The organism is Rahnella inusitata (assembly GCF_018288855.1).
Taxonomy (GTDB): domain Bacteria; phylum Pseudomonadota; class Gammaproteobacteria; order Enterobacterales; family Enterobacteriaceae; genus Rahnella; species Rahnella inusitata.
Genome location: NZ_CP065024.1, coordinates 2,977,047 through 3,003,276 on the forward strand (window position 1 = coordinate 2,977,047; position 26,230 = coordinate 3,003,276).

Genomic DNA, 26,230 nt, shown 5'->3' on the forward strand with positions numbered 1-26,230 from the left:
ACAGGTTTACATCAGAAATCCACTTTGACGTTCATCATCATGCCCAGATCGGTGATGCCATCTTCCTGCCAGTTAAAGGCGTCCACGGCCAGCGCTTTATTGCCATTGCGGTAGTTGACCCCCAACTGCGACAGACTATTGATACCGCCGCCGTGTTGGTCGTCATTCACGCTAAACTGCTGACCAGATGCTCCCTGAACCGAACCGGTGCGCGCGCTTTTGCTATAAGACAGGTTTGGCCCGCCCTCCACTTTCGCCGTCGCCGCCCAACCGTCTTTTCCGATATACGTTAACTCTATTCCGGCAATAGCATCGACAGCAGTTTCAGTGGCCGCATCCATTTTCAGGTTGTAATCATTCGCACCGGTTTCACCGTAGCTACCATCGCGGGTATGACGCAGTTTGGCACCAATGGACGGTGTGAATTTCAGGGATTCACGCAGTTCATAGCCTTTCGTCAGTGCGGTTTTCATCTCGATGTATTGCTGTGAATTGCTGGCATTGGCCACTTCATTCACGCTGCCATACCGGATTGAACGGCTGCTGTCCAGTTGGTGATTATCGTAGCGCAGGGCATTTTCCCAGCTCAGATTTTCATCCAATTTCAGGCTGTGTTTCAGGCCAAAGAACTGGCTGTAGCCGCCGGTCAGACTGTTATCACCCGCAGAAGTCACGTCGCCATTGCCGTCGAGCCTTGCAATACCGTACTCCATATTCAGCGACTGGGTGTTGTTCAGGTTCAGTGTTTGACTGAGCGCCAGCATGTCATAGCGTGCGTTGCCACTCAGTTCCGCACGCTGATCGCCTTTGGCGACCACGTTGAAACCCAAACCGTTCTCCCCAGCAACGGTTTTTTCCGCCAGCATGTCAAAACGGTGACTCAGCACCCGTGCGTCATTAAATGCGCGGGTAGCCGTACTGCCAGAAATCTGACGCATCGCATTAGTGACTTCCGCTGCGCTTTTCAGGTTGAGAGACTGATAAAGCGCCGTATTGGAATAACCGGCTTCCAGTGCCCCGGCTACACTGCTGACGCTGTCGTCAGCCACGTCGCGGTAGTCATTTTTCGTCATGGTTACATCCACGTTGCCAGTGGCATCTTGTGTGCCCTGTGCATTCCATACCACCGAATCAGACTGGATGTTCTCAGCGCCCGCAATGTTGCTGCCCTGGAAGACATTGTCGAAGGTTTCAGTTTTCGCCGCTGTGCCAGTGGTAAAGCCGGTATTCACCGTCACCCCGGAAACATCGATATTGCTGCCGTTAAACTGCCCCGCTGAGCCGTTTGCACTGGTACCAACGGTGTAACCTTGCAAAGATTGCAACGTAGGCGTGCTGCCCGTGTGCGAACCGTCGTCAGGCGCCCCCATAAAGTTGATGGTGCCTTTATTGACAATACTGCTGCCTTGTCCGGAATCGACGTAAAATGCGCGGCCAATATCGGTGTTGATGTTGATGACACCGGTGGTGTCATTGATTGCTTTTCCGCCATACATCGCACCGAGGCCAATCAACTGGCTGGTCGATGAGTCACTAACAACACCAGCATCAGCGGTAAGATTGATATTCCCCTGATTGGTTACCGTGCCGCCCTTCAGCGCCAGCATACCGAAGCCTGAGTTATTGATACTGACCGTGCCGCTATTGAGCGCAGTAGCATTATCGCCATACCCCGCGCTCACACTGCCTGCAACTAATCCGGCCCCGCGGAAGTAAGCCGCCTTGTTATCTAATATATAGGGGGTCTCACTAGTAATGTTACCTTCACTGTCGGTAACAGGTAAGAAGCCGTCTAAAAGGATTTCGCCCTCATTAATCGCAGTACCATTTTTACTGGCAGCCACGCCAAAGAGCGCCCGTCCCTCCATTGATATCACACCACCGTCAACGTTAGTGACTGACGCCCCATCATTCGCCAGCAAGGCATAGTTGAGGCCATAATAGGCATTCAATGGATAAATCGGAGCGCTACCACCGGCAGTAGAAGGTGACGCTTTTGATAAAACTTCTATTGTCCCGCTATTTAAAGCCGAAGACCCTTCCCCTCTCGCCAGCAAAGTCGCTGCTTTGTCACTAGAGCCTGTCACTCCCAGCCCGGTAGCCAGAACAGTCCCACTGTTAATGACAGACGCACCGTTATCCGCCGCCATAATGACAGCAAAGCCTGCATGGGAAGCGTCAATGACACCCTGATTATTAATATTGGTTCCCGCATCATGTGCCTGAAGGACACCTGCCTCTGGCACGACACCGGCTCCGACTAATGCATAATTCACATTGACCAAAGAGTCAGAAGTCAGCACTAAGCGCCCACCGGCGCTGATGTCGGCCAGTTCTGTATAGCCTGATCGGTTACTTTGATTGGAGACAGTTGAAGTACCGCTGATTTCGGCAGTATTCGCTCCCACGACGTTGATACCCACAATGTGCGGTGAATTATTCACGCCTTTAGTATCAAGGCTGACATTCACACCGTCGGTAATAGAAATATTATTATCACTTCCGCTAACCAACACACCTTGCCAGTCTAAGCCAGACTTAAATTTTCCGGCAGCATTGAGATCTACAGCCCCAGTAATTTGTACGTCGTTATTATTACCAGTGATGACCATGCCTTGCAGAGATCTGCTCGCGACTGCCGTCGTTGTGGTATCAATATCCTGATTGCTAAGCGCCACTGAACCATTCAATTTCACCTGCGCATTGTTGCTGCTAATATCAATTCCGGTAGCACCTTGCAATATATCGCTGCTATCCTTAACAGAAGTCACATTGATATTGCCATCAACAAACACTTTAGCTTGTTCACCCGCTATCTTCACCCCGGTACTATTGAGGCTTACATTAATATCCCCGGTATTAGTAAAACTGGAATTCATGCCGGCAATATTAATGCCTTGCGATCCCTCATCTTTCACGGTAATGAGTGAATTGGTCAAGACACTGCTGTCATTACCTAGAATATCAATGCCATGCGCCGCATTCTCAACCAGAACATCGCCACTCAGCGACAACGAAGCCCCCTCGCCTGTGACCTGAATCAGAGCAGAGTTCTCGTCCTGGACCACCGCATTGATGCTATCAATTGACAATGTCGAACTGTCTCCGTTAAGCACCACCCAGCGGCCTCCGCTGTTGATATCCAGAGTCGGAACATTGCCATCCTCATCGTGTAAATCAATACGTGTATCATTGCCATCAATTCGTATACCAATTCCGTCATGAGAAACGCTGGCATCACCGGAAGCAGTAACATCCGCATTACCCCCGTTTATAAAAATACCGGTTGAACCCTCGCCATCAATAAATGAGTCGCCGCTGTTCGTGACTGTCGCGTCATCGCCATTTATCTGAATGCCCGTCCCGCCGTCTTTGGCAGTGATGTTGGCATTGATAGTCGTTTCCGTTGGGGTACCTTCAATCAGCACGCCAATGGCACCCTGACCGATGCCATTAATGTCGTCAGTGATAGTGGTAATTATGGTTGTGGGTTCCGGATCCGGGATGGGGTCCGGAATGGGATCGGGAACGGGGTCTGGTGTTGGGTCTGGAGTCGGGTCTGGTGTTGGGTCTGGTGTTGGGTCTGGTGTCGGAGCAGGAACAGGGTCTGGTATTGGCGTAATGCTATCTGCAGCGTGATGCTCGCCACTTTCGTTATGATTATTGTATATCGCAACACCTGCGGCCAGCGCAACAGCTGAAATACCCGCAGCAATCCACTCTTCGTTTTGGTCGTCAGGATTACAACGATTTGCCTGGTTTACATTGGCTGAGTCTGCACAACGCGCAGTCATTTCTTCTTTATTTTGGTAAATATTTTCTTCAGCAGCAAAGCTACTATTAGAGATTGCCAGTGTGATGCAAAGCGCGAGTGCTTTTTTCTCCATGCCCATAATCTTCATCCATAGATTTTAATTAACGATCTTGTCAGGTTAATAAACCCAATACAAACAAGTTAGTGATACGACGAAAAATCATAACAGCAACATATAATCACATCTACTCCCGGAAGATTAGATTATATTAATAATATATTTAGCTTAGCTAAATAACCCTGCATATCAACTTAATGACTCAGGAGTATTAAAAAATTTACAGTCATTTAATTTATACTTTTAAATCACCCCCATAAAAACCAGAATGAGAATTTATTGCAAGCGATTTAATAACGAAAAAAAACCCGCCATTGTTCCGGCAGGGTTTTATTTTAGAAAATAATCAAAAGAACTCAGAGCAGCACGTTATCCAGCCGGTCATCGTCGATGCCATCAGGCTCGAGATGTGCGGTAACGTCGGCGGATTTAAACAGTTTGCTGACCGCCATTTCAGCGGCATCGCCGATTTCATGGCCGATATCGACCGACAACGCACCGTCAACTTCAACGTGGAACTCGACAAATACGCGGTCGCCGCCGTTACGGGTGCGGATATCATGCACGCCGCGCACGCCTTCAACGCTCAGCACCGCCGCTTTCACCCGTTTGCGATCCACAATATCCAGTTCACGGTCGAGCAACTGCTTGAGGGCATCCGCCGCCATGCCGCGCGCATTCCAGATCATATAGAAGGAAATCAGCAGTGCGCCGATGGAGTCCGAACGGGTCCAGCCGAGATGACGCTCGAGGATCAGCGCCACCAGCACCGCAATGTTCACCGCGACATCCGTGACGTAGTGCGCACGGTCAGCGGCAATGGCCGTCGAGCCGGTGCGTTTCACGACGTAAGTCTGCATCAGCACCAGGCCGGTAGCGGCAATCGAGCTGCCGATAATGACCCAAATACCTAAACCGAGCTGCGCCAGCGGTTGCGGGTTAATGATGCGTCCGATGGATTCGCCGCCGAGCACCAGCCCCGCTGCGCCCAGCAGCAGTGCCTGTACAAACGCCGCCACGGCTTCAGCCTTGCCGTGACCATAACGGTGCCCCTTGTCCGCCGGGCGCAGCGCGTAGCGCACGCCAATCAGCGTCACCATCGACGCCAGCACGTCCACCAGCCCGTCGGCCGCCGACGTGAGCAGCGCGATCGAGCCAGTCGCTGCCCAGGCCCAGACTTTTACGCAGACCAGAATCAGCGCCACGCACAACGACACCAGTGACGCAATACGCGTCAGACCTTTATAAGAAGGTGCAGGACGGCTCATAGTTTGCCCCGCGGAAGTACAGCAGTTTGGGAAGTCATCACAGGAAGTTCCTGAAGCAGAAATCAACTTTATTTGAAAAATACACACACCAGGTCTGCATTATACATCCTTTTGCTGTTTTCGGAGCTTCCCTATGGTTTGGATCTTCGTGCTCTCGCAAAGGTTTGTTGACCTATATTTACTTGCATTTACATCAATACAATCTAGGTTAAAACAAGATTTCCTTGTTCCGGTCAGCCCCGCCGATAATCAGAAGAGCATTATGACAAACGATAACCAGCCAAAACCTTCCGCGTCGGATGACGCAAACACTGAATATGATTCAAGCCAGATTAAATCGGGAGAAGGACACAGCAAAGACGCCGACAATGAAAAAGACCCTAAAGACAGCGATGAGTCCGAAGCTAAAGGTAAAGGTCCCGGTAAAAAACCGCTGATTATTCTGGGGATTGTCGTGGTGGTCATGCTGATTGTCGCGCTGGTCTGGTGGCTGATGACCAAAGATCAGGTCAATACTGATGATGCCTTTATCGAAGGCGATGCCGTTACCATCGCGCCGAAAATTGCCGGGTACGTGACCAGCCTGTCGGTGAAAGATAACCAGTTCGTCAGAAAAGGCGATCTGCTGGTGGAAATTGATCCGCGTGACGCCACCGCGCAGCGCGATCAGGCGCAGGCGCAGCTCGGGCTGGCCGTCGCACAGCTGCATCAGGCGCAGGTACAGTTTGATCTGGCAAAAGTGCAATATCCCGCACAGCTCGCGCAGGCTAAAGCGCAGCAGACGCGCGCCGAAGCCAGCCTGATGAATGCCACCGCCGATTTCCGCCGTCAGCGCGGTGTCGATCCGCGTGCCACCACGCAACAGAATATCGATTCCTCTAACGCACAGGTGCGGTCTGCCGCTGCGGATTTAGAGAATGCCAAAGCGCAGGTGCAGGTTGCCGCGCAGGTTCAGCTGCAAATTCGTCAGGCTGAAACCAACGTCGAAGCCCGTCAGCAACAGGTTGAACAGGCGAAAGCCCAGCTGGAAAGCGCCACGCTGAATCTGTCTTATGCACAGGTACGCGCACCGTTCGACGGCTACGTCACCAAGCGTAACGTGCAGCTCGGCACACTGGTGCAGGCCGGTTCGTCGCTGTTCTCGGTGGTTTCTAAAGACATCTGGGTGGCGGCTAACTTCAAAGAATCTCAGCTTGAGCGCATGCGTCCGGGCAACAAAGTCGAAATCACTGTGGATGCGTATCCCGATATCAAATTGCAGGGCCACGTTGACAGCGTCCAGCAAGGCACCGGCTCACGCTTCTCGGCCTTCCCGGCAGAAAACGCCACCGGTAACTACGTGAAAATCGTTCAGCGCGTACCGGTCAAAATCGTTATCGACAGTGGTTTGGATCCGAAACAGCCTCTGCCACTCGGCCTGTCTGTTGATCCGACGGTGACCGTCGAATGACCGAAGACCGCAGTTACTGGAAACCCAAGGCCAATCCCTGGGCGGTTGCTGCCGTTGTCACCATCGCGGTGTTCATGGAAATTCTGGACACCACGATAGTCAACGTAGCGCTGCCGCACGTCGCCGGTTCGCTCTCTTCCAGCTACGATGAATCGACGTGGGTACTGACCTCCTACTTAGTCGCCAACGGCATCGTATTGCCGATTTCCGCATTCCTCAGCCGCGTGATGGGCCGTAAAACTTACTTCCTGATCTGTATCGGGATGTTCACCGTCTGTTCATTCCTGTGCGGGATCGCCACCGAACTGTGGCAGATGATTTTATTTCGCATTTTGCAGGGCTTCTTCGGCGGCGGTTTGCAGCCGATCCAGCAATCGGTTCTGCTTGATTACTTCAAACCAGCCGATCGCGGTAAGGCGTTTGGTCTCTCTTCGATTGCCATCATCGTGGCACCGGTGGTTGGCCCGACGCTCGGCGGTTACATTACCGACCATTTCAGCTGGCGCTGGGTGTTTTTGATCAACATTCCGGTGGGGATTATTGCCCTGCTGGCGATTTATCAGCTGCTGGAAGATCCGCCATGGGAACGTAAGGCCAAAGGCAAACTGAGCATCGATTACATCGGTATCGGGCTGATTGCGCTGGGGCTGGGCTGTTTGCAGGTAATGATGGACCGCGGCGAGGATGACGACTGGTTTAAATCCGGCTTTATCGTCACTTTCGCGGTACTGGCGGCGACCGGGATTGTCGGGGCAATTTACTGGCTGCTGTACGCCAAAAAGCCGGTGGTCGATCTGCGCTGTCTGAAAGATAAAAACTTTGCGGTAGCCGGATTGCTGATGGCCGGTATGGCGATGATCCTCTACGGCAGTTCGGTGGTGATCCCGCAACTGGCGCAGCAACAGCTGGGTTATACTGCGACGCTCTCGGGGCTGGTGATGTCACCCGGCGCGATACTCATCGTGCTGTCGATCCCGCTGGTATTGAAACTGATGCCGATTGTGCAGACGCGTTACATCATTGCCTTCGGGTTCTTCCTGCTGGCTGCGTCGTTCGTCTATTCGGCACGGCTGACGCCAAACGTCGATTTCGAAACACTGGTGCTGTTCCGTAGCGCGCAGTCAATCGGCCTCGGGTTCCTGTTTGTGCCGCTGACCACTATCGCGTTCATCACCATTCCGCAACGGATGAATGCCGATGCCGCCGCGCTGTTCACCATGTTCCGTAATGTCGCCGGGTCGATTGGCATTTCGCTGGCCACCGCCGGGGTGACCGAGCGAACGCAGGCGCACAGCGCGCATATGGTGCACAACATGTCGCCGCTCAACGAACAGTTTAATCAGGCCGTGAGCAAAAGTGCCGTCGCCATCCGCGATTTCGCCCATGTGCTGGGCGATCCGATGCAGCTGGCCACCGCGCGGATGTACCAGGAGATGGTGTCGCAGTCGCGCATTCTGGCTTACATCGACGTGTTCGGTTATTGCGCCATCGTCGCCGTTATTTTGATCCCATTTTGTTTCCTGCTTTCGCCTGTTAAGAGCGAAGGTAATGCCGGAGCACACTAAGTTGAATACGACCCGGAAGTTAGAGAAGACCCGATTTTTTACGCTGTCCTTGATGGCGATCGCCCTCACCGCCTGTTCCGTTGGCCCGGACTATCAGAAACCGCAGACCGCGACGCCCGGCGCATTTAACGATATGAGCAAGCCAAAAGACGCCGATGGCGCGTCTGTGGCTCTGCCTTCTGAACCGAACCCGCTGTGGTGGAAAGCATTTAACGATCCGCAACTCGACAGTCTGGTGACCCGCGCTATTGCCGGGAATATCTCATTGCAGCAGGCGGTGTTACGCATCGCCGGTGCGCGCGAACAGGTGACGCAGGCCAAGGGCGCGTGGCTGCCATCGGTACAGGGCAACGCCAAAGTCACCCGGCAGCAGCTCGGCCTGAAAGGCATTCTGGATTCGAGCGGTGCTTCTTCGCAGCTTAACGATCTCAGCCCTGAAGCCTCAGGCGCTATCGACACCGCCACAAGGCCGGTGGATTTGTATCAGGGAAGCTTCGACGCCAGCTGGGAGCTGGATTTGTTCGGCGGCACCCGTCGTCAGGTCGAAGCCGCCAATGCGCAGACTCAGTCGTCAATCGAGCAGCGTAATGATGCGCTAGTGTCGCTTGAGGCCGAAGTTGCCCGCGCTTACCTGCAACTGCGCGGTGCGCAAAGTATTACCGCGTCGATTCAGACTCAGATCGACGTCGCGCAGCAGACGCTGGACCTGACGCAAAACCGTCAGCAAAACGGCCTTTCGCCACAGCTCGACGTGGAAAACGCCCGTGCCCAGTTAGGTTCCCTGCGCGCACAACTGCCCCAGTATCAGGCACAGGAGCGGCAGGCGATGAACGGGCTGGCAGTATTGCTTGGCCAGACACCGGGCTCGCTGGATGGCGAACTTGCCGCACCGAAACCGATGCCCACCCTGCCCGCCGCCGTGCCGGTTGGCGTGCCCTCGCAGCTGGCGCGCCGTCGACCGGACGTACGCAAAGCCGAAGCCGATCTGCACGCCGCGACGGCCAATATCGGCGTGTCGGTTGCGCAGCTGTTCCCGAGCATCTCGCTCACCGGCCAGTTCGGGATGCGCAACACCGATGCCAGCTACCTCGATAACTGGAGCAGCCATTTTTACTCCGTCGGCCCTTCCGTCACCGTGCCGATCTTCCAGGGCGGACGTCTGGTGTCCAGCGTGCATCTCTCACGTGCGCAGCAGGCCAACGCCGCGCTGAACTATCGCCAGACGGTGCTCACCGCCTTGCAGGACGTGGATAACGCGCTGGTCAGCTACCGTACCGATCAGGATCAGGTCAGCGGTCTGGATCAGACCACTGAAGCCTTGCAGACAGCATTTGATCTGGCGAGCGACAGCTATCGTCAGGGGCTCTCGACCTTTATCAACGTGCTCGACGCCCAGCGCCAACTGGCACAGGCGCATCAGCAATCCGCCGAGGCGAAAGTGAAAACCAGCACCGATCTGGTCTCGCTGTATAAAGCGCTGGGCGGCGGCTGGGAGCCGTATCAGAACGTAGATTTACCGACCTACACCGTGTTTGGCCCGGCAGCGACGCCGGACGTGAAAGTACAGACGACGTCAGGCGTGACACCGTAACGGTTCAGTGTGATGAAATGAAATCTGAGGGCGTAACCGGGGCAGGAAGACTAAAATTTTGCCTCATCCGCGCTATTTCATTCAGCGGCGTCAACCCGAAAAGACGTTTAAACTCGCGGCTGAACTGCGACACACTTTCATAACCTACCTGTGCGCTGGCCGCTGACGCGGTCAGCTCATTGCGCAACATCAGTAATCTGGCCTGATGCAGACGTGTGGATTTGAGATACTGCATCGGCGAGGTCTGCGTCACCGTTTTGAAATGAGCGTGAAACGTTGGCACACTCATTCCCGCCTCTTTTGCCAGCCCCCCGACATCCAGATGCGAATTAAATTGCGCATGCATTTTACGCAACGCTTTCGCCACTTTGCCGAATTGCCCTTGCATCGTCAGCGCACTGCGCAAGGTTTTCCCCTGAGGGCCGGTCAGAACGCGGTAATACACCTCACGCACCATCGCCGGTCCCAAAATTACGGCATCTGCGGGTGAAGACATCACCTGCAAAAATCTGAAAACAGAGCTGCGCATCGCGTCATCCATCGGGCTGGAAACCATACTGCGTGGTGATTCCGTTTCCGGCATACCCTGTGCCTCCAGCAGCAGTAACAGCTCGGCTGCAACGCGAAAATCCAGCCGCATGTAAATGGCCAGCATCGGCTCGACGTCACTGGCATCCGTTTCCATAGTGAACGGCACGGGCACTGAAACCATCAGATAATGCTGTGCATCATACAAATAGACATCATTACCCAGAAATCCCCGTTTACTGCCCTGCACCACAATCACAATGCCCGGCTCGTAAAGCACAGGCGTGCGCAGCAGCGGGCGGTTAGAACGCAGAAAACGCACATCCGCCAACGGCGTGAGGTTGTAGCCCTCATGCGGTGTCAGCTGGTCGAGAAGCGTGGTCATTTGGCTGGCGAGGGTCATGTGCTGTTTGCCTGATGGATAAACCGGGATGTGGGTGAAGTGTGACACTGTATTTTATCCCCGTACAGATGATGCATAGGATTAGGCAAACATCTCAGAAGAACCGGTCTGGGGATTTGTCTTCGCACACTCTACTCTTGAACTCCCGTTAAAAAGGAGCAAATCATGAACCCGTCAAAATTATTTTTTATCACCGGTGTCAGCAGCGGTTTTGGCCGCGCGCTGGCAGAAGAAGCGCTGAAGGCAGGCCACCGCGTCGCGGGCACTGTGCGCAATCAGCAGGCGAAACAGGAATTTGATGCACTGGTGCCTGGCCGAAGTACCGGCTGGATCCTGGATGTCACAGATTTCGACGCGATCGCCCCGCTCGCAGACATCGTCGAACGCGAAACCGGCCCGGTCGATGTGCTGGTGAACAACGCCGGTTACGGCCACGAAGGCATCATGGAGGAGTCGCCGCTGAGTGAAGTACTGCATCAGTTCGACGTTAACGTGTTTGGGGCCGTGGCTGTCATAAAAGCCTTCCTGCCCGTGTTCCGCGCACGTCGCGCCGGTCATATTTTGAATGTGACGTCGATGGGAGGATTTATCACTATGCCCGGCATCAGTTATTACTGCGGCAGTAAATTCGCTTTGCAGGGTATTTCCGAAACCCTGACCAAAGAACTCAAGCCCTTTAATATCGCGGTAACGGCTATTCAGCCCGGCTCATTTCGCACTGACTGGGCGGGACGTTCTATGGTGCGCTCGCCGCGCAGCATCAGCGATTACGATCCGCTTTTCGGACCGATCCGCGAAACACGAGAAAAACGCAGCGGCCATCAGCCCGGCGATCCGCAAAAGGCAGCCCGCGCGATCCTGCGGCTTATCGACAGTCCTGCTCCTCCCGCATCCCTGTTGCTCGGCAGCGACGCCGTCATGTATGTCCGCGAGAAATTACAACAGATGAGTGCCGATATCGACGCCTGGGAAGAAATCAGCCGCTCGACCGATGGGTGACATACTGTTTTAAGATTCCCGATCAGCGCATTTTCGCCAGACTGCGCTATTCTGTTCAGACTCTGAAAATCCTGCTATCAGCGGGATTTTTTCCTGAATAACAATCGGGTGAAATAATGAACGACATTGCAACAGAAGAGAAAAAGCCCAGCTGTGATTCAGTGATCAATAGCGTTGCCTATCGCGACGGCAAGCGGTTGCAGGATGTGACCGTTGAGGACATCAGCGAAGTGCTGAAAGAGCCGGATACCTTTGTCTGGCTTGGGCTGTGGCAGCCGGAAGACAGCTACATGCGCAGCGTTCAGGAGGAATTCGGCCTGCATGACCTGGCGATTGAAGATGCGCTGACCGCCCATCAGCGGCCCAAAATTGAGCAGTACGGCGAGTCGCTGTTTATCGTCGCGCACACCGCACAGAAGGTGAAAGAAACCATCGAGTACGGCGAAACGCACATGTTTCTGGGTAAAAACTTCCTGATAACCATCCGTCACGGTGCGTCATCGAGCTATTTACAGGTACGCAATCACGCCGAAGAACGCCCGGATATGCTGGCGAAAGGCCCGGCGTATGCGCTTTACTGCATCCTGGACTCCATCGTCGATAACTATCTGGAAATCCTGCATCAGTACACCGAGCAGTTCGATGCTATTGAACAGCTGATGTTCCAGAACACCTTTAACCAGCAGGCTGTGCAGCAGGTGTATCGCCTGCGTCGTGATTTGCTTTCCCTGCGCAACTCCGCCGTGCCGATGGAAGATATCTGCAACCAGCTCAGCCATCATTACGAAGATCTGGTGCCAAAAGGCCTGCGCGCCTATATCCGTGATGTGCAGGACCACGCCAATCAGGTGATCAAAACCACTGACGACATGCGCGAAATGCTCTCCAACGCCATGCACGTAAATCTGGCGCTGGTGTCGGTGCATCAGAACGAAGTGGTGCAGCGGCTGGCGGGCTGGGGGGCAATTCTGGCAATCCCGACCGTGATCTTCAGCCTGTACGGCATGAACTTTAAAAACATGCCGGAGCTGGATGACTGGTGGGGGTATCCGGCGACGCTCGGCGTGACCTTTGTCGGCTGCGTGTGGTTGTACTGGAAGTTGAAAAAGTCCGGCTGGTTATAAATAATCACCGAATAACTTTTACAAGCGAATAACATATTCCCCTGTTATTCGCTGTCTTTAATTTTCCTGACAATGTAATCCCGTCTTTATTTTATTTTTGCTTCCCAGCCTGCCTTAATTCCTTATATACTCATCCGCATCTTTCCCGACGGAAAATATTTCAGCTATGTCAGTTCGCTTCGCGATTTCACAGTTTATGCATTCGCTGCGCTTGCCCGGCAAGCGGGCCAGTGCGTTGCTGTTCGCATTATGCTGGCTGATGCTGAACGCCCAACTGGCGCTCGCCAGCCATCAGTGTGACATGCGTCCGCCGGTGGAAAATACGCAGATGCAGCATAATGAATTTATGCAAATGCCTGATTCAACAGAGCATATGCAGAGCCAGACGCTGCTGTGCGAGAAACATTGCGTACCGGAAAGAACCCAGTCCGACGGCAGTTCCTTACCGCTGCTGGCTTTACCCGTCGTACAGACACTCGCCCTGACCACCGTGGATGCGCGTACCGCCGTCACCACCGCCGACTGGATCGCCCCCCTGTCACCGCCCCTCCTGCTGAAGTCCGGTTCTGCCGATTTAGAGAATAGCCCCCGCTGTCACGGGTGTTTTTCCGCATCCGACATTAAATGAAATTTATTTGCCAGAATAATGGCCATTCTTTTCCATTGAAAGTTTCCAATGACAGTTGGAGTATTTCCCATGCATGTTTTATTTAAATATTTGCTCATTAGTCTTTTCTTTATTTCCTCTTATTCCTTTGCCGATACTGCCCCAATAGATCACACCACAATGACAATGCCAGATGCCCAGACGTTTGGATCGGAAGGCGTGATTACCCAATGGCAGTCCGGCAGCGTCGGTATTTCTCATCACGCCATTCCGGCACTGAAATGGCCGGCGATGACCATGAATTTCAGTCTGCCGCCGGAAATCAGCGCCAACTCCCTGCCCGCCGGTACGCCGGTGGCGTTCACCTTTGTCAAAACTGAGTCCGCTTATCAGTTACAGACGCTGACGCCGCTGACACGCTGACCGGGAGATCCACCATGTTCATTTTACCGCGTCACCCCTGGGTGACGTGGCACTGGCTGCTGGCTTTTATGCCGGTCGGCGCCTTTGCCACACCCGTTTCTCTGCCGCAGGCGCTGGTCGCCGCGCAGGATTATTCCGCCGAGCTTTCCGCCAGCCGCCATCAGATTAACGCTCTGGATAACCGCGCCGATTCGGCCATGCAGTTGCCGGATCCGAAGCTGAAATTTGGTATCGAAAACCTGCCAGTCAGTGGCAATAACGACCGCCGGTTTACCCGCGAAGGTATGACCATGCAGCGCATTGGCATCATGCAGGATTACGTCAGCAGCAGTAAGCGTGAGCGTAAAGCTGACACCTTCCGTGCTGAATCGCGCCAGATCGCGGCGTCGACCCAAAGTATCCGTGCCCGCCTGCAAAGGGACGCAGCGCTGGCCTGGATGGAGCTGGCGATCGGCGAACAAAATATCTCCCAAATCCAGAAGCTGGTGGATGAAAGCCAGCGGCAGATTGGCGTGCAGCGCGGTGGGGTCAGCAGCGGCAGCGCCCTGCCTGCCTCGGTACTCGACGCCCGCCTGACCCTCATCGGCATGCAGGACAAACTCACCCAGGCGCAACGCGATGTCCAGCTGGCCCGTACCCGCCTGAGCCAACTGACGGGCATTGATCAGCCTGAAATCAACGGCGCTGTTCCACCGGTCAGCGCGCTGCCGCCTGAAGTTCAACAGGCAGACAGCGTCGGTCAGCATCCGGAAATTCTTCAGGCGCGACGCGAAGCGGAAGTCGCGCAGTCGAAGTCCTCCGAATCGGCGATTGCCGCACTGCCGGACGTCGGCGTTGAAGTCTATTACGCGCACCGTGCCGACGACTATGACGATATGGCGGGCGTGATGTTTACCGTCGATTTGCCACTGTTTACCGCCTCGCGGCAGGACAAAGATCATGCCGCCGATCAATCGATGGCGATGGAAAGCAATGACCGGCTGGCGCAGCTGGTGCGCGATCATCAGGCGCAGCTGACCACGCTTATCGCGCAGTATCAGGCCGCCAGCATCCTTTGGCAGCGGCAAAAAAATGACGTCATACCCTTGCAACAACAGCGCATCAGCGTGATTCAGGCACAGTACCGCGCCGGAAAAAGCAGCCTGAATGATGTCCTTGATGCCCGCCGCAGCCTGCTCGACAGCCAGCTGGCGGAACGCAATGCCGAACTGGACGTCGCCCGCTATTGGGTTGCCCTGCGCTATCTCGCGCCACAGGAGAATCACTGATGACATCCGCTAAAACTTACAGTCTGCTGGCCGTGGCCGTGATAGCTGCCCTCGCCGGCGGTTATTGGCTCGGGCGTCACAGCCAGCCTGCTGCGACACACACCGCCGCCGTTCCTGCCGAACGCAAAGTGCTGTACTGGTACGACCCGATGACGCCGGATCAACGTTTTGACAAACCCGGTAAATCACCCTTTATGGATATGGATCTGATGCCGCGTTACGCCGATGAAGTGACGGACGACGGTGGCGTGACGGTCAGCGCCCGCCAGCAGCAAAATCTGGGCATGCGCAGCGAAGCCGTGCAGCGTCGCGTGATCTCCGCGCCGCTGAACGTTTACGGAACGGTCACCGCCGACGAGCGCAGCCTGCGCACCGTTGCCGCCCGCGCCAGCGGCCTGGTGGAAAAACTGTACGTCGCCGCCAGCCAACAGCAGGTGAAAAAAGGTCAGAAACTGGCAACGCTGTGGATCCCCGACTGGACTGCCGCGCAGCAGGAATATCTGGCCGTGCGCCAGCTCGGCGATCACGCCCTGAGCGCCGCTGCCCGCCAGCGGCTGGCGTTACAGTTTATGCCGGAAGACGTATTGAAAAGCGTAGACCGCACCGGCCAGCCGCAAACGCGCATCGACATTACCGCGCCCGAAGACGGTTACCTTAGCCTGCTGAGCGTACGTGAAGGCGCACAGGTCACCGCCAACCAGCAGCTGTTTGAGCTGACCAGCCTGAAACAGGTGTGGATCGTGATGGATTATCCGCCGTCAGCCGCCAGTCAGGTTCATGCGGGAAGTAACGTCACCGCCGAAACAGAAAGCCAGCCAGATGAACGCTTTCTTGGCACGGTCAGTGAGCTTCTGCCGGATGTCGATGCGGTAAGCCGCACGCTGAAAGCCCGCGTGGTGATGGACAATCCGCAGGGAAAATTGCGCCCCGGCATGTATCTCAATCTCACACTGGCCGCTGACCAACAGACGCCGGTGCTGGCTATTCCACAGGAAGCGCTGATCCAGACCGGCAGCCGCAACAAAGTGTTACTCGACGACGGCAACGGGCATTTCACGCCGCAGGAAATCAGCACCGGCGCGACGCGTGACGGATGGACCGAGGTACTTTCCGGCCTCAAAGAAGGCCAGCGGGTCGTCACTTCCGGGCAGTTCCTGATTGACTCCGAAGCCAGCCTGCGCAGTGCGTTGCCCGCGGCTTCCGCTTCTGAGCCCGCCGCCGCCGGGAACAATACGCCTGTACACGGAGGTCATTTATGATTGCTTTCGTGATCCGCTGGTCGCTGCGCAACCGGCTGCTGGTCTTACTGGCCGCGCTGATGATGGCGGTCTGGGGCATCTGGTCATTGCAGAAAGCGCCGCTTGACGCCCTGCCGGATTTGTCCGACGTGCAGGTCATTGTGCGCGTCAGCTATCCCGGTAAAGCACCGCAAATCATTGAAGATCAGGTGACTTATCCACTCACCACCACGCTACTCTCCGTGCCAGGCGCAAAAACCGTGCGCGGCTTTTCGATGTTTGGCGACGCCTATGTTTACGTACTGTTCGACGACGGCACCGATCCTTACTGGGCACGTTCGCGGGTGCTGGAATACCTCAGCCAGGTGCAGTCTGCGCTGCCGTCCGGTGCAAAAGCGTCGCTCGGGCCGGATGCCACCGGCGTCGGCTGGATTTACGAATACGCGTTAGTCGATAAAACCGGTAAACACAGTCTGGAACAGCTGCGCGCGTTGCAGGACTGGACGCTACGCTATGACCTGAAAACCGTGCCTGACGTGTCGGAAGTCGCCAGCATCGGCGGCATGGTACGCCAGTATCAGGTAGTCGCCGATCCGCAGCGCATGCGCGCCCGTGGCGTGACGCATCAGCAGCTGGTGGCGGCGTTGCAAAGCGCCAATCAGGAAAGCAGCGGCTCGCTGCTGGAGATGGGTGAAGCCGAATATATGGTGCGCACCTCCGGCTATCTGAAAAGTTTGGAGGATTTCAATAACGTGGTGGTGACGGCCAGCAACGGCATTCCGGTACTGCTTTCTGACGTTGCCACCGTGCGCACCGGCCCTGAGCTGCGACGCGGCGTGGCGGAGCTGAACGGTGAAGGTGAAGTGGCGGGTGGTGTGATCGTTATGCGCTCGGGCAAGAATGCGCTGAAAACGCTCAAAGCAGTGAAGTTGCGGCTAAACGCACTGGCGCGCACTCTTCCAGCCGGGGTAGAAATCGTGCCGGTCTACGACCGCCAGCCGCTGATCGAAAACGCCATTGTGACGTTGTCACATAAATTGCTCGAAGAGTTTGCGGTAGTCGCGGTGGTTTGCGCGCTGTTCCTGTTCCACTTCCGCTCGGCGCTGGTGGCGATCATCACTCTGCCGCTCGGCATTCTCGGCGCCTTCATCGTCATGCACTATCAGGGCGTCAGCGCCAATATTATGTCGCTGGGCGGTATCGCCATTGCCATCGGCGCGATGGTCGATGCGGCAATTGTGATGATAGAGAATATGCACAAAGTGCTCGAGCAATGGCGGCACGACCATCCGGGGCAAAAGCCGACGTCTGCCGATTACTGGCAAGTGTCGGAGCGCGCAGCCGTGGAAGTCGGTCCGGCGCTGTTTTGCAGTTTGCTTATCATCACGCTGTCGTTTATTCCGGTGTTTTCTCTCGAAGCGCAGGAAGGCCGGATGTTCTCACCTCTGGCGTTCACCAAAACCTACGCGATGGCGGTTTCCGCCGGGCTTGGGATCACGCTGGTGCCGGTACTGATGGGCTATTTCATTCGCGGGAAAATTCCCGATGAAAACGCCAGCCCAATCAACCGCTGGCTGATTGCGGCCTATCAGCCAGTGCTTTCGGCGGTGCTGAAACGCCCGAAAACCACACTGGTCTTCAGCGGCCTGTTCCTGCTGGTGTCGCTGTATCCGTTGGCAAAGCTTGGGAGCGAATTTATGCCTGCGCTCGACGAAGGGGATCTGCTGTATATGCCGTCCACGCTGCCGGGTATTTCCGCCCGCGAAGCCGCGCGCTTGCTACAGCAAACCGACCGCCTGATCAAAACCGTGCCCGAAGTTGCCAGCGTATTTGGCAAAGCCGGACGCGCTGACAGCGCCACCGATCCCGCTCCGCTGACCATGATTGAAACCACTATCCGCTTTAAACCGCGCGACCAGTGGCGGCCAGGCATGACGCCGGACAAAATTATCAGTGAGCTGGATAATGCCGTGAAGCTGCCGGGCATCGCCAACGTCTGGGTGCCGCCGATCCGTAACCGGCTGGATATGCTGGCGACCGGCATCAAAAGCCCGGTCGGCATCAAGGTGAACGGCAATAACATCGCACAAATCGAGGCCGTGGCGCAGCAGATTGAGCACATCGTCAAAACCGTGCCGGGCGTGACCTCCGCGCTGGCGGAACGACTTGAAGGCGGGCGCTATGTCGATATTGATATCAACCGGCGGCAGGCGGCACGTTACGGTGTCACGGTGGCTGAGCTGCAATCGTTAGTTTCCACTCTGGTGGGGGGTGAAAATATCGGAGAAACATTGCAAGGCCGCGAGCGGTATCCGATTAATCTTCGCTATCCGCGTGAGTTGCGCGACAACGTGCAGGCGCTGCGCGATTTACCGGTGCTGACCGCCTCCGGCGCACAGGTGCCGCTCTCGGCGCTGGCGACGGTAAACATCACCGACGGTCCGCCGATGCTTAAAAGCGAAAACGCCCGTTTGTCGGACTGGATTTACGTCGATCTGCGAGGCCGTGATCTGAAATCCGCCGTCGAAGAGATGCAGCAGGCGGTCAATCGGCAAGTGAAACTGCCGGAGGGGGTGACGGTGAGCTGGTCGGGGCAATTTGAGTATCTGGAGCGCGCGACGGCTAAGCTGAAGGTTGTTCTGCCGTTTACGCTGGCAATCATTTTCGTGCTGTTGTACGTCACTTTCAGCAGCGTGCGGGACGCGTTGTTGATCATGGCGACGCTTCCCTTCGCGCTTACCGGCGGCGTCTGGCTGCTGTATCTGCTTAGTTACAATCTGTCGGTCGCTGCCGCCGTAGGTTTTATCGCGCTGGCTGGCGTAGCGGCGGAATTCGGGGTGATTATGGTGCTGTATCTGAATCAGGCGGTGCAGCGCCAGCTGAAAGGCAAAACCGAACTGACGGAAGCTGAACTGTGCGACGCCATTCACCACGGGGCGGTGCTGCGCGTCAGGCCAAAAGCCATGACCGTTGCGACCATAATGGCCGGTTTATTACCGATTATGTGGGGCGGCGGCACCGGTTCGGAAGTGATGCAGCGCATCGCCGCGCCAATGATCGGCGGGATGCTCAGCGCACCACTGTTGTCGATGCTGGTGGTACCGGCGGTGTATCTTTTGATGCATAGGCATCGGGGGGCGACGGCGGGCGGCTTTTCAGGTCATAACCTGACCGTTCATGAAGACAAAAAAACAAAGACAAATTAAAATTGATTCGTTCTGCTCCCTTCCCTATAACGGTGAGGATTGGGGTGGGGTATTAATGCAAAATCAATAAGTTAAGTGTGCTTTAACAAATTTATTGCCAGCTATACTCCCTCCCGGCCTCCCCCTTCGCAGGGGGAGGAGCAAAGCAGTTTAAGAGTTAAACTAGGATTCATCCTCAGCCGCTGCGATCTTCGCCAACGGCTGCTCCAGCACCATGGTCTGCGTCTGACTCAAACTGATCTCCGCGGCACGCAGCATTTTCAAAATCTCGTACAACAAGTCACTGCGCGTGCCGCCCACCATACGCGGGCTGTTGACGTAGCCGGTGACGCTCAACACAATGCCGGTCGGGCCCAGCTCTTTGAAACTCACCGACGGCGGCGGGTTTTCCAGAATGGATTCGTGCAGGTTGTAGGCATCCAGTAACAGTGTGCGGACCTGTTCAGGATCGATGTCCAACGGGAAGGTCAGCACGATGGTCGCGACGCCCTGCGCGTTACCCATGGTGGCGTTACGCACGTTCTGCGAGATGAGCTGCGAGTTCGGTACAATGACCGTAGATTTATCACTGAGCTGAATTTCCGTGGCGCGGACGTTGATCCGACGAATATCCCCTTCCACACCGCTGATGCTGATCAAATCGCCCACTTTTACCGGACGTTCGGTCAGCAGGATCAGGCCGGAGATGAAGTTCTTCACAATTTCCTGCAAGCCAAAACCGATACCGACCGACAAGGCGCTGACGATCCACGCCAGTTTGTTCCATTCGATACCCAGCGACGACAGCGTCAGCATGATGATCAGCACGTAACCGACGTTGGTGAACAGCGTCACCAGCGAGGCGCGCATCCCGCGATCCATCATGGTTTTTGGCAGAAAATCATTATCCAGCCAGCGTTTGGCAGAGCGCAGGACGTACCAGCCCACCACCAGACACAGCACGGCATTCACGGCATGAGCAGGAATAATGTTCAGGCTTTCGAGGCCTTTACCGCCCCACATGTCGACGATTTTACTGAGCAATTCCAGCGGCGTGGTCGTCCCGAAAGTCCCGTTGAGCAGCGCGACGGCGGCCATCAGCAACAGTGCGGTTTTACCTATTGCCGAGAACAGCGTGGCCGCCAGCGACAGATGGCGATCGTTAACGCTCAGCGTGCTTTTAAGGATTTTGCCGCTGTGCGTGGTGTCAGAAAATACGCTTTCACATAAATCCACCCAGAAGTGGATCAGCAGATACAGGCTGCTGACCACCAGACCGATCCACAGCAGTTCGAAGGTCACGAAACGCGCCAGAGGAATGTAACCAATCAGCAACGCGATAAGAATGACGAATGCCGTGAGGCTTATCAGCAGATGGATAAGTCCGGCGATCGTTGAACGCGCTTCCGTCTGCTCGCCGTCGGCGCGCATTTTGCGGCGCATCCGGTTCACACGAACCGGCGCAATCAGACAGTTCAGCGCCACCAGCAACGCCGCTAAGCCGTTGCCAAACAAAGTGGCGGCAATGCTCGCGCCGACCAGATTATTCAGCTGTTCGATAATACCGAACAGGAAAATAAAGGACGCCAGCAGGACCGGGAATGAACCCAGCGTTTTCGCCAGCGGATCTGCAATGCCGGGCAAACGCCATGACGGATGGCTGTTCGACAGCAGCGCGATACCCAGACCGGCGATCACAGCGGAGAAATAGGTCAGCTCGACCAGCTGTTCGGCAAACTCATTCACCCACTGCGACGTGTCGGGCAGCCGCGTGAAGATGTAACACAGAAGCTGCACGCTGATGCCGAGCGTAAAAGTGGTGCTCAGCGTGGTGAAACACGCGAGGAAGCTGCGGCGAAAACGTCCGTGAGGCAACCAGCGCGGCAGGATCCAGTTCATCGGACGGTCCAGCAACTTGCGTCCAAACAGGCCAATCACGAGCGCCAGCAACAGATAAATACCGGTGCCTGCCCGCCAGTCTTCGCTCCACGCCTGTGTCCAGGCGTCATGAACCTGTGAACCAAAATCATCGAAACGCGCGGCATCGTCATCATTAGGCGTAATCAGCGGCGACCAGAAATTGCCGCCAAGAACGCTGCCGGTGTTCAGCGCGATTTGGGTCTTCAGCGCATCACGGCGCATGCCAGAAATCTGGGAAGACAGGTTTCGCGCACCGGTGGCGATGCCTTTGGTTTGTTCGATCTGCGTGGTCAGGAGCGTCTTGCTGTTGTTGAGCTTGTTACGCTGGCTGACCACCTGAGGGGTTTCGGTCAGCGTGCCTGCCGCCGGTGCCGGGCCGAGAACGTCCAGCTGCGCCTGCACCTCTTCGAGCTGCGGTGCCAGCGCCACGGCCAGTTTGTCGGCGTCTTCGGCAAGCTTTTGCGCGCCGTCGTTCAGGCCGGTGAATTTCTTGTCGGTTTTGGCCGCCGAGACCTGTTGTTTCAGCTGGTCCAAACGTTTTTGCAGCGCAGGCAACGCCGTGCTGGCGTTCACTTTGACCGGCTGAGCCGCCGCCGATTGCCCGGTAGCTTCATCAGCCTGACTCAGCGCGGGCGTCATCATCAGACATGACAACAATGCCAGTAACAGCGGCATTCTTAAAAATTTTTGCATAGAAAAAGGGTTCCGGAAGTTCGGGGAATTATTGTTTTTGACTCTGCGGCTAAGAATACCTGTTCTTAATGGGAAAAGTAGTAGGGATTATCTGTTTGTCAGCCGGGTTCATTAAGCGGACAGCCCGCGGACGCGCACTGTCCGTGCGGATCAGTTGGGTTTGCCTAACATCTGGCGCAGGATCGCCGCAGAGTCCGCTGGCTGAAGGGCCAGAATGCCGGAGTACAGGCTGATGGAAATCTCGCACACTTTCTCGCGATCAACGTCCGGCTTAGTCAGGTCGCTGAACATCTGCAACTGGTCGCCGTACATGTTTCCGAGCGCCTGACGCACCGGTGCCATCATCAGAATGACTTTTTCTGTGCTAACCGCAGCAGGAAACTCACTCTGTTGCGGGCCGGTCGCCAGCAGTAAATCATTCATGGTGCTGAGATCTTTGCTAAACAGCGCCGGTGGCAGCACTTCTGCCGTATTCACCCCGCCGCTGACCTGCGGATAGAGAAACTTAAAGCAGGTGCCGTCTTTGCGCGCCAGCAGAGTTTGCATTTCTTCGAGATTGACCTGCATGGCCGCATTCACGGCGGCATCTGGCGCATGAACAATGCGTTTCGACAGCAGTTCGGACACCATCGGCTTGACCGTATCAATGGCTTCCTGCTGGGGTTTGCCGTCTTTTTTCATCTTCAGAATATTGCTGCGGATCTGTGCGTACAGCGCCGGCTCCTGCGCTTTGATGGTGCCATACAGCGGCAGTTCAGCGAGCGCCTGATCGATTTTCTGCTCTTCGCTTTCCCCCATGACGCGCGGTTTGATCACAGCGTTCCATAAAATATTCCCGCCGATAATGACCACTAAGAACAGGATGATACCGGGCAGGCGACCGATTTTGCCCTTTTTACGTAAAAAGCTGATCAACACGGCCAACACCACGCCGCTGATGCCCCATACCATCACTTCATTCCAGTTCATGACTTTTCCTTTATGTCAGAAAACGGCGCTTAAAGGCCGATTTGTGCGACTGCATCACGGCTGGCGTCAGCGCGATCCTGCCCGTGCAGCTCTTTAAGTTTACCCTGTCGCATTTCCAAAAGACGATCGGCGTGTTCAAAATAGTGGTCATCGTGGCTGATTGCCAGCACGGTTTTGCCCATGTCGCGCAGCTGCGGTAAAAGTTCGCGGTAGAACGTACGGCGAAACTGCGGATCCTGATCGGCTGCCCATTCATCGAGCAACAGGAAATCACGCCCTTCTGCTGCGGCCAGCAACAGCGCGACACGTTTACGCTGCCCGGCGGAGAGTTGCAGATTGGTCACTTCGTTGCCGTTTATCTGGAGTTTTTCTTTCATTTTCAGGCGTTGCAACCAGTCTTCCACCAGCAAAGGATCCGGCGTCTGGCCCTGCGGGCCCATCAGCTGGCTAAACAGGTGGAAATCCGTGAACACGGCGGAGAAAATCTGGCGATATTGTTCGACGTTCTGCGCCGTAACCGGCACGCCGTCGAGAAGAATTTGCCCGGAACGCGGCTGATAGAGACCGGTCAGCAGCATCGCCATGGTCGATTTACCACTACCGTTGCCGCCTATCAGGAACACCAGTTCACCGCGCGTGATGGTCAGATTGAGCGGCCCGACGCCAAAACCGGCACTTTCTTCTTTGCCTTCATAGCTGAAGACCAAATCGCGCAGTTCCAGGGTCTGCCAGCGCGCAGGCGCTAACGGCGGCGTAAAGGCTTCATCATATTGAGCAAGCTTCAGGGCTTTCAGTTTACCGAACGCTACCTGAGCGCTGAGTAACGTCGGCAGTGCGCCCACCGCCTGCAACATCGGCGTGCGAAGGAACAGCAGCGTCAGGGAATAGGTCGCGGCGACGTCGGTATTCGACCACCCGAGCGTATTAGCCATAAAGAATACCAGGCCGATCGCGCCCAGCATCATGATATTCGACCAGTTTACGGCGCTTAGATGGAAGGTATCAGCGCGGATAATATGGTGGCGGTACTCTTCAGCGTCTTTGCGATAGACATCATCAAACAGATGACGCGCGCGCTCGCGGTTGAGCGCCAGCTCTTTACGCCCTTCGATCACTTTCTGGTAATCAGTTTGCAGTTTGTCTTCCGCATCACGCACTTTGGCCAGATGGCTGTAGACGTGCGAGACCAGTTTGAAGCCGCCGACAATGGTGATCACCAGCCAGATGACCGTCACCAGCAGCATTTCCGGCGACAGCCACGCGAGATACGCTGCACAGCCGATGGTCAGGATAATCCCCTGCACCAGCTCCGGCAGGCGCACAAACGCCAATGTGATGTTACGGATATCGCTGCCGAGGCTGGCAAGCAGTTGCGCATTGCCGATTTGCTCGATGCGTTCAATATCGGTATCTAAAATACGTTTGATGAATTGCCCGCGCAGGCGGTAGATGAAGTGGTGCCCGAGAATGGTCAGCGCCAGCTGCGAGCCGAGCGTGACCGCCATCAGCAACAGAAGCAATCCGAGAAACTGCGGTAACACCATCAGCGAAGCGTTCGTCGTTTCAATCAGTTTGAGATTGATAAAAGCGATCAGGCCAATGCCCAGTACGGCGCTGAGCAGGCTCAGCAACATGACGCCTAAAAACGGCCAGCGATACTGCTTAAAAACGACGCGTAACAACTCCATGAAATGCTCTCATTGTGAATGCCTGAAAACGGATTGCAGGCAGTTTAATGAGACCTTGTGTCATATCAAGAATAATTCTCATTTTATCAACTTACTGTAACATCCGGAAAAAAAGCTGACAGCCCGCTTTTCGCTTCCTACACTGGGGCAATGGATAAAGAACAAGAGCTTCGCCGAAGTAAACGTAACGCACTGGGGCTGCTGCTGATTGCTGCGGCCTTGTTTGTCATCACCCTCTTTTTGCCGCCGAACTTTTGGGTTTCAGGGCTTAAAGCCATTTCCGAAGCAGCGATGGTTGGCGCAATGGCCGACTGGTTCGCCGTCGTGGCGCTCTTTCGCCGTGTGCCGGTGCCGTTTGTTTCAGCGCATACGGCGATCATCCCCCGGAATAAAGACAAAATCGCCGACAATCTGGCGGTCTTCGTGCAGGAGAAATTCCTCGCACCCGCCACCCTCATTAACCTGATCCGCCAGCATGACCCGGCGCAGATGCTTACCGACTGGCTGAATGCGCCGAACAACGCGCAGCGTTTCGCCAAATATGCGGTGAAGTTGATCCGTGGCTTTCTGGATGTCACCGATGACCAGCGCATCGCACAGCTCATTCGCCGCGCAATATACCGTGTGATCGACAAAATCGACCTGTCGGCCTCGATTGCCACGCTGCTGGAAAGTCTGACCAAAAATGGCCGCCATCAGGAATTGCTGGATCAGGCAATGGATCAGCTGGAGATTTTGCTGGCCAAAGACAGCACCCGGACGTTTATTTCTGCGCAGATCGTAAGCTGGATGAAGCGCGAACACCCGATGACTGCCAGGCTGCTGCCGACCGGCTGGCTGGGGCGCAACGGCGCGGATATGGTATCTAATGCGGTGAATTCGGTGCTCGACGATATGGGTAACGACAAAACCCACGCCTTCCGCAAAGGGTTTGACCGCTCGGTACAGAGCTTTATCTGGAAACTGCAAAACGATCCGGCGACCGCGCAGAAAGCCGAAGAAATTAAACAGTATCTGAAAGATGACGAGAAGCTGAACGCCTACGTGCTGCAACTGTGGGGCGATATGCGCAACTGGCTGAAGGAAGATTTAGAAAACGAGGATTCACGGGTATTGGCCAAAGTCACCGAGTCCGGCCAGTGGCTGGGTAACGCGCTGGCGCAGGATGAAAAACTGCGGTCATCACTGAATCTGCAAATGGAAACCATCGCTGGGAAAGTCGCCCCGGACTTCGCCGCATTCCTCACCCGCCACATCAGCGATACGGTCAAAGGCTGGGATCCGCGTGATATGTCCCGCCAGATAGAGCTGAACATCGGCAAGGATTTGCAGTTTATCCGCATCAACGGCACGCTGGTCGGTGCGTTTATCGGGCTGGTGCTGTATCTGCTCTCGCAGCTGCCTGTGGTGTTGCCCTGGGTGATGGAACGGGTTTAATG

17 protein-coding genes are annotated in these 26,230 nt (G+C 55.4%); 11 read left to right on the forward strand and 6 right to left on the reverse strand.

From position 1 onward, the window contains the following. Positions 1-11: 11 nt before the first annotated feature. On the reverse strand, positions 12-3,893 hold the full coding sequence (locus I2123_RS13945) for a hypothetical protein (protein WP_213050765.1): 3,882 nt from the start codon (positions 3,891-3,893) through the stop codon (positions 12-14). 335 nt (positions 3,894-4,228) lie between these two features. Then, the gene (locus tag I2123_RS13950; RefSeq protein WP_112169452.1) at positions 4,229-5,140 is read right to left on the reverse strand and encodes a cation diffusion facilitator family transporter; all 912 of its coding nucleotides are present in this window, start codon (positions 5,138-5,140) and stop codon (positions 4,229-4,231) included. Positions 5,141-5,402: 262 nt separating this feature from the next. Between I2123_RS13950 and I2123_RS13955 the strand changes: the two genes are divergently transcribed. From I2123_RS13955 to I2123_RS13965, 3 genes are read left to right on the forward strand one after another with little or no spacing between them, the layout of a single operon-like run. Beyond that, positions 5,403-6,590, forward strand: a complete 1,188-nt coding sequence (locus I2123_RS13955) for an HlyD family secretion protein (RefSeq protein WP_112169450.1) — start codon at positions 5,403-5,405, stop codon at positions 6,588-6,590. Beyond that, a complete protein-coding gene (locus I2123_RS13960; protein ID WP_112169449.1) occupies positions 6,587-8,155 on the forward strand; it encodes a DHA2 family efflux MFS transporter permease subunit in 1,569 nt (522 codons plus the stop codon). Before I2123_RS13955 ends, I2123_RS13960 begins: the two co-directional genes overlap by 4 nt. 52 nt (positions 8,156-8,207) lie before the next feature. Next, positions 8,208-9,746, forward strand: a complete 1,539-nt coding sequence (locus I2123_RS13965) for an efflux transporter outer membrane subunit (RefSeq protein WP_244879822.1) — start codon at positions 8,208-8,210, stop codon at positions 9,744-9,746. A 4-nt stretch (positions 9,747-9,750) separates the two neighbouring features. Here the strand turns inward: I2123_RS13965 and I2123_RS13970 are convergent, their stop codons facing one another. Continuing rightward, a complete protein-coding gene (locus I2123_RS13970) occupies positions 9,751-10,677 on the reverse strand; it encodes an AraC family transcriptional regulator (protein ID WP_244879823.1) in 927 nt (308 codons plus the stop codon). A 165-nt stretch (positions 10,678-10,842) separates the two neighbouring features. On the opposite strand from I2123_RS13970, the gene I2123_RS13975 reads away from it, so the two are divergent. The 7 genes from I2123_RS13975 (at position 10,843) to I2123_RS14005 (ending at position 19,542) form a co-directional block, all read left to right on the forward strand. After that, a complete protein-coding gene (locus I2123_RS13975; protein ID WP_213050767.1) occupies positions 10,843-11,676 on the forward strand; it encodes an oxidoreductase in 834 nt (277 codons plus the stop codon). A gap of 116 nt (positions 11,677-11,792) precedes the next feature. Then, positions 11,793-12,800, forward strand: coding sequence for a magnesium/cobalt transporter CorA (gene corA, locus I2123_RS13980; protein ID WP_213050768.1), 1,008 nt, complete (start codon positions 11,793-11,795; stop codon positions 12,798-12,800). A 166-nt stretch (positions 12,801-12,966) separates the two neighbouring features. Next, positions 12,967-13,428 carry a hypothetical protein gene (locus I2123_RS13985; protein ID WP_244879824.1) on the forward strand — a complete coding sequence of 154 codons (462 nt, stop codon included), beginning with the start codon at positions 12,967-12,969 and terminating at the stop codon, positions 13,426-13,428. Positions 13,429-13,587: 159 nt separating this feature from the next. After that, on the forward strand, positions 13,588-13,830 hold the full coding sequence (locus tag I2123_RS13990; protein WP_244879825.1) for a copper-binding protein: 243 nt from the start codon (positions 13,588-13,590) through the stop codon (positions 13,828-13,830). Between the two features lie 14 nt (positions 13,831-13,844). After that, positions 13,845-15,098: a TolC family protein gene (locus I2123_RS13995; protein ID WP_213050770.1), complete on the forward strand. Its 1,254-nt coding sequence runs from the start codon at positions 13,845-13,847 to the stop codon at positions 15,096-15,098. Further along, the gene (locus tag I2123_RS14000) at positions 15,098-16,357 is read left to right on the forward strand and encodes an efflux RND transporter periplasmic adaptor subunit (RefSeq protein WP_213050771.1); all 1,260 of its coding nucleotides are present in this window, start codon (positions 15,098-15,100) and stop codon (positions 16,355-16,357) included. The genes I2123_RS13995 and I2123_RS14000 overlap by 1 nt, the downstream gene beginning before the upstream one ends. Further along, the gene (locus tag I2123_RS14005; protein WP_213050772.1) at positions 16,354-19,542 is read left to right on the forward strand and encodes an efflux RND transporter permease subunit; all 3,189 of its coding nucleotides are present in this window, start codon (positions 16,354-16,356) and stop codon (positions 19,540-19,542) included. Before I2123_RS14000 ends, I2123_RS14005 begins: the two co-directional genes overlap by 4 nt. A 162-nt stretch (positions 19,543-19,704) precedes the next feature. Here the strand turns inward: I2123_RS14005 and I2123_RS14010 are convergent, their stop codons facing one another. The 3 genes from I2123_RS14010 to I2123_RS14020 all read right to left on the reverse strand — a co-directional run bounded on the left by I2123_RS14010 (position 19,705) and on the right by I2123_RS14020 (position 24,791). Continuing rightward, positions 19,705-22,134: a DUF3772 domain-containing protein gene (locus I2123_RS14010; RefSeq protein WP_213050773.1), complete on the reverse strand. Its 2,430-nt coding sequence runs from the start codon at positions 22,132-22,134 to the stop codon at positions 19,705-19,707. A 150-nt stretch (positions 22,135-22,284) separates the two neighbouring features. Further along, the gene (locus tag I2123_RS14015) at positions 22,285-23,103 is read right to left on the reverse strand and encodes a DUF2905 domain-containing protein (RefSeq protein WP_213050774.1); all 819 of its coding nucleotides are present in this window, start codon (positions 23,101-23,103) and stop codon (positions 22,285-22,287) included. 29 nt (positions 23,104-23,132) lie between these two features. Beyond that, positions 23,133-24,791 carry a multidrug ABC transporter permease/ATP-binding protein gene (locus I2123_RS14020; protein WP_213050775.1) on the reverse strand — a complete coding sequence of 553 codons (1,659 nt, stop codon included), beginning with the start codon at positions 24,789-24,791 and terminating at the stop codon, positions 23,133-23,135. A gap of 150 nt (positions 24,792-24,941) precedes the next feature. Between I2123_RS14020 and I2123_RS14025 the strand changes: the two genes are divergently transcribed. Beyond that, positions 24,942-26,228: a DUF445 domain-containing protein gene (locus I2123_RS14025; protein ID WP_213050776.1), complete on the forward strand. Its 1,287-nt coding sequence runs from the start codon at positions 24,942-24,944 to the stop codon at positions 26,226-26,228. The last annotated feature ends 2 nt before the right edge of the window (positions 26,229-26,230 follow it).

Bases quoted from the DNA above. Each gene is read 5' to 3' on its own strand.
- I2123_RS13945 (WP_213050765.1), bottom strand. From the start codon at position 3,893: ATGGGCATGGAGAAAAAAGCACTCGCGCTTTGCATCACACTGGCAATC.
- I2123_RS13950 (WP_112169452.1), bottom strand. From the start codon at position 5,140: ATGAGCCGTCCTGCACCTTCTTATAAAGGTCTGACGCGTATTGCGTCA.
- I2123_RS13955 (WP_112169450.1), top strand. From the start codon at position 5,403: ATGACAAACGATAACCAGCCAAAACCTTCCGCGTCGGATGACGCAAAC.
- I2123_RS13960 (WP_112169449.1), top strand. From the start codon at position 6,587: ATGACCGAAGACCGCAGTTACTGGAAACCCAAGGCCAATCCCTGGGCG.
- I2123_RS13965 (WP_244879822.1), top strand. From the start codon at position 8,208: ATGGCGATCGCCCTCACCGCCTGTTCCGTTGGCCCGGACTATCAGAAA.
- I2123_RS13970 (WP_244879823.1), bottom strand. From the start codon at position 10,677: ATGACCCTCGCCAGCCAAATGACCACGCTTCTCGACCAGCTGACACCG.
- I2123_RS13975 (WP_213050767.1), top strand. From the start codon at position 10,843: ATGAACCCGTCAAAATTATTTTTTATCACCGGTGTCAGCAGCGGTTTT.
- corA (WP_213050768.1), top strand. From the start codon at position 11,793: ATGAACGACATTGCAACAGAAGAGAAAAAGCCCAGCTGTGATTCAGTG.
- I2123_RS13985 (WP_244879824.1), top strand. From the start codon at position 12,967: ATGTCAGTTCGCTTCGCGATTTCACAGTTTATGCATTCGCTGCGCTTG.
- I2123_RS13990 (WP_244879825.1), top strand. From the start codon at position 13,588: ATGACAATGCCAGATGCCCAGACGTTTGGATCGGAAGGCGTGATTACC.
- I2123_RS13995 (WP_213050770.1), top strand. From the start codon at position 13,845: ATGTTCATTTTACCGCGTCACCCCTGGGTGACGTGGCACTGGCTGCTG.
- I2123_RS14000 (WP_213050771.1), top strand. From the start codon at position 15,098: ATGACATCCGCTAAAACTTACAGTCTGCTGGCCGTGGCCGTGATAGCT.
- I2123_RS14005 (WP_213050772.1), top strand. From the start codon at position 16,354: ATGATTGCTTTCGTGATCCGCTGGTCGCTGCGCAACCGGCTGCTGGTC.
- I2123_RS14010 (WP_213050773.1), bottom strand. From the start codon at position 22,134: ATGCAAAAATTTTTAAGAATGCCGCTGTTACTGGCATTGTTGTCATGT.
- I2123_RS14015 (WP_213050774.1), bottom strand. From the start codon at position 23,103: ATGAACTGGAATGAAGTGATGGTATGGGGCATCAGCGGCGTGGTGTTG.
- I2123_RS14020 (WP_213050775.1), bottom strand. From the start codon at position 24,791: ATGGAGTTGTTACGCGTCGTTTTTAAGCAGTATCGCTGGCCGTTTTTA.
- I2123_RS14025 (WP_213050776.1), top strand. From the start codon at position 24,942: ATGGATAAAGAACAAGAGCTTCGCCGAAGTAAACGTAACGCACTGGGG.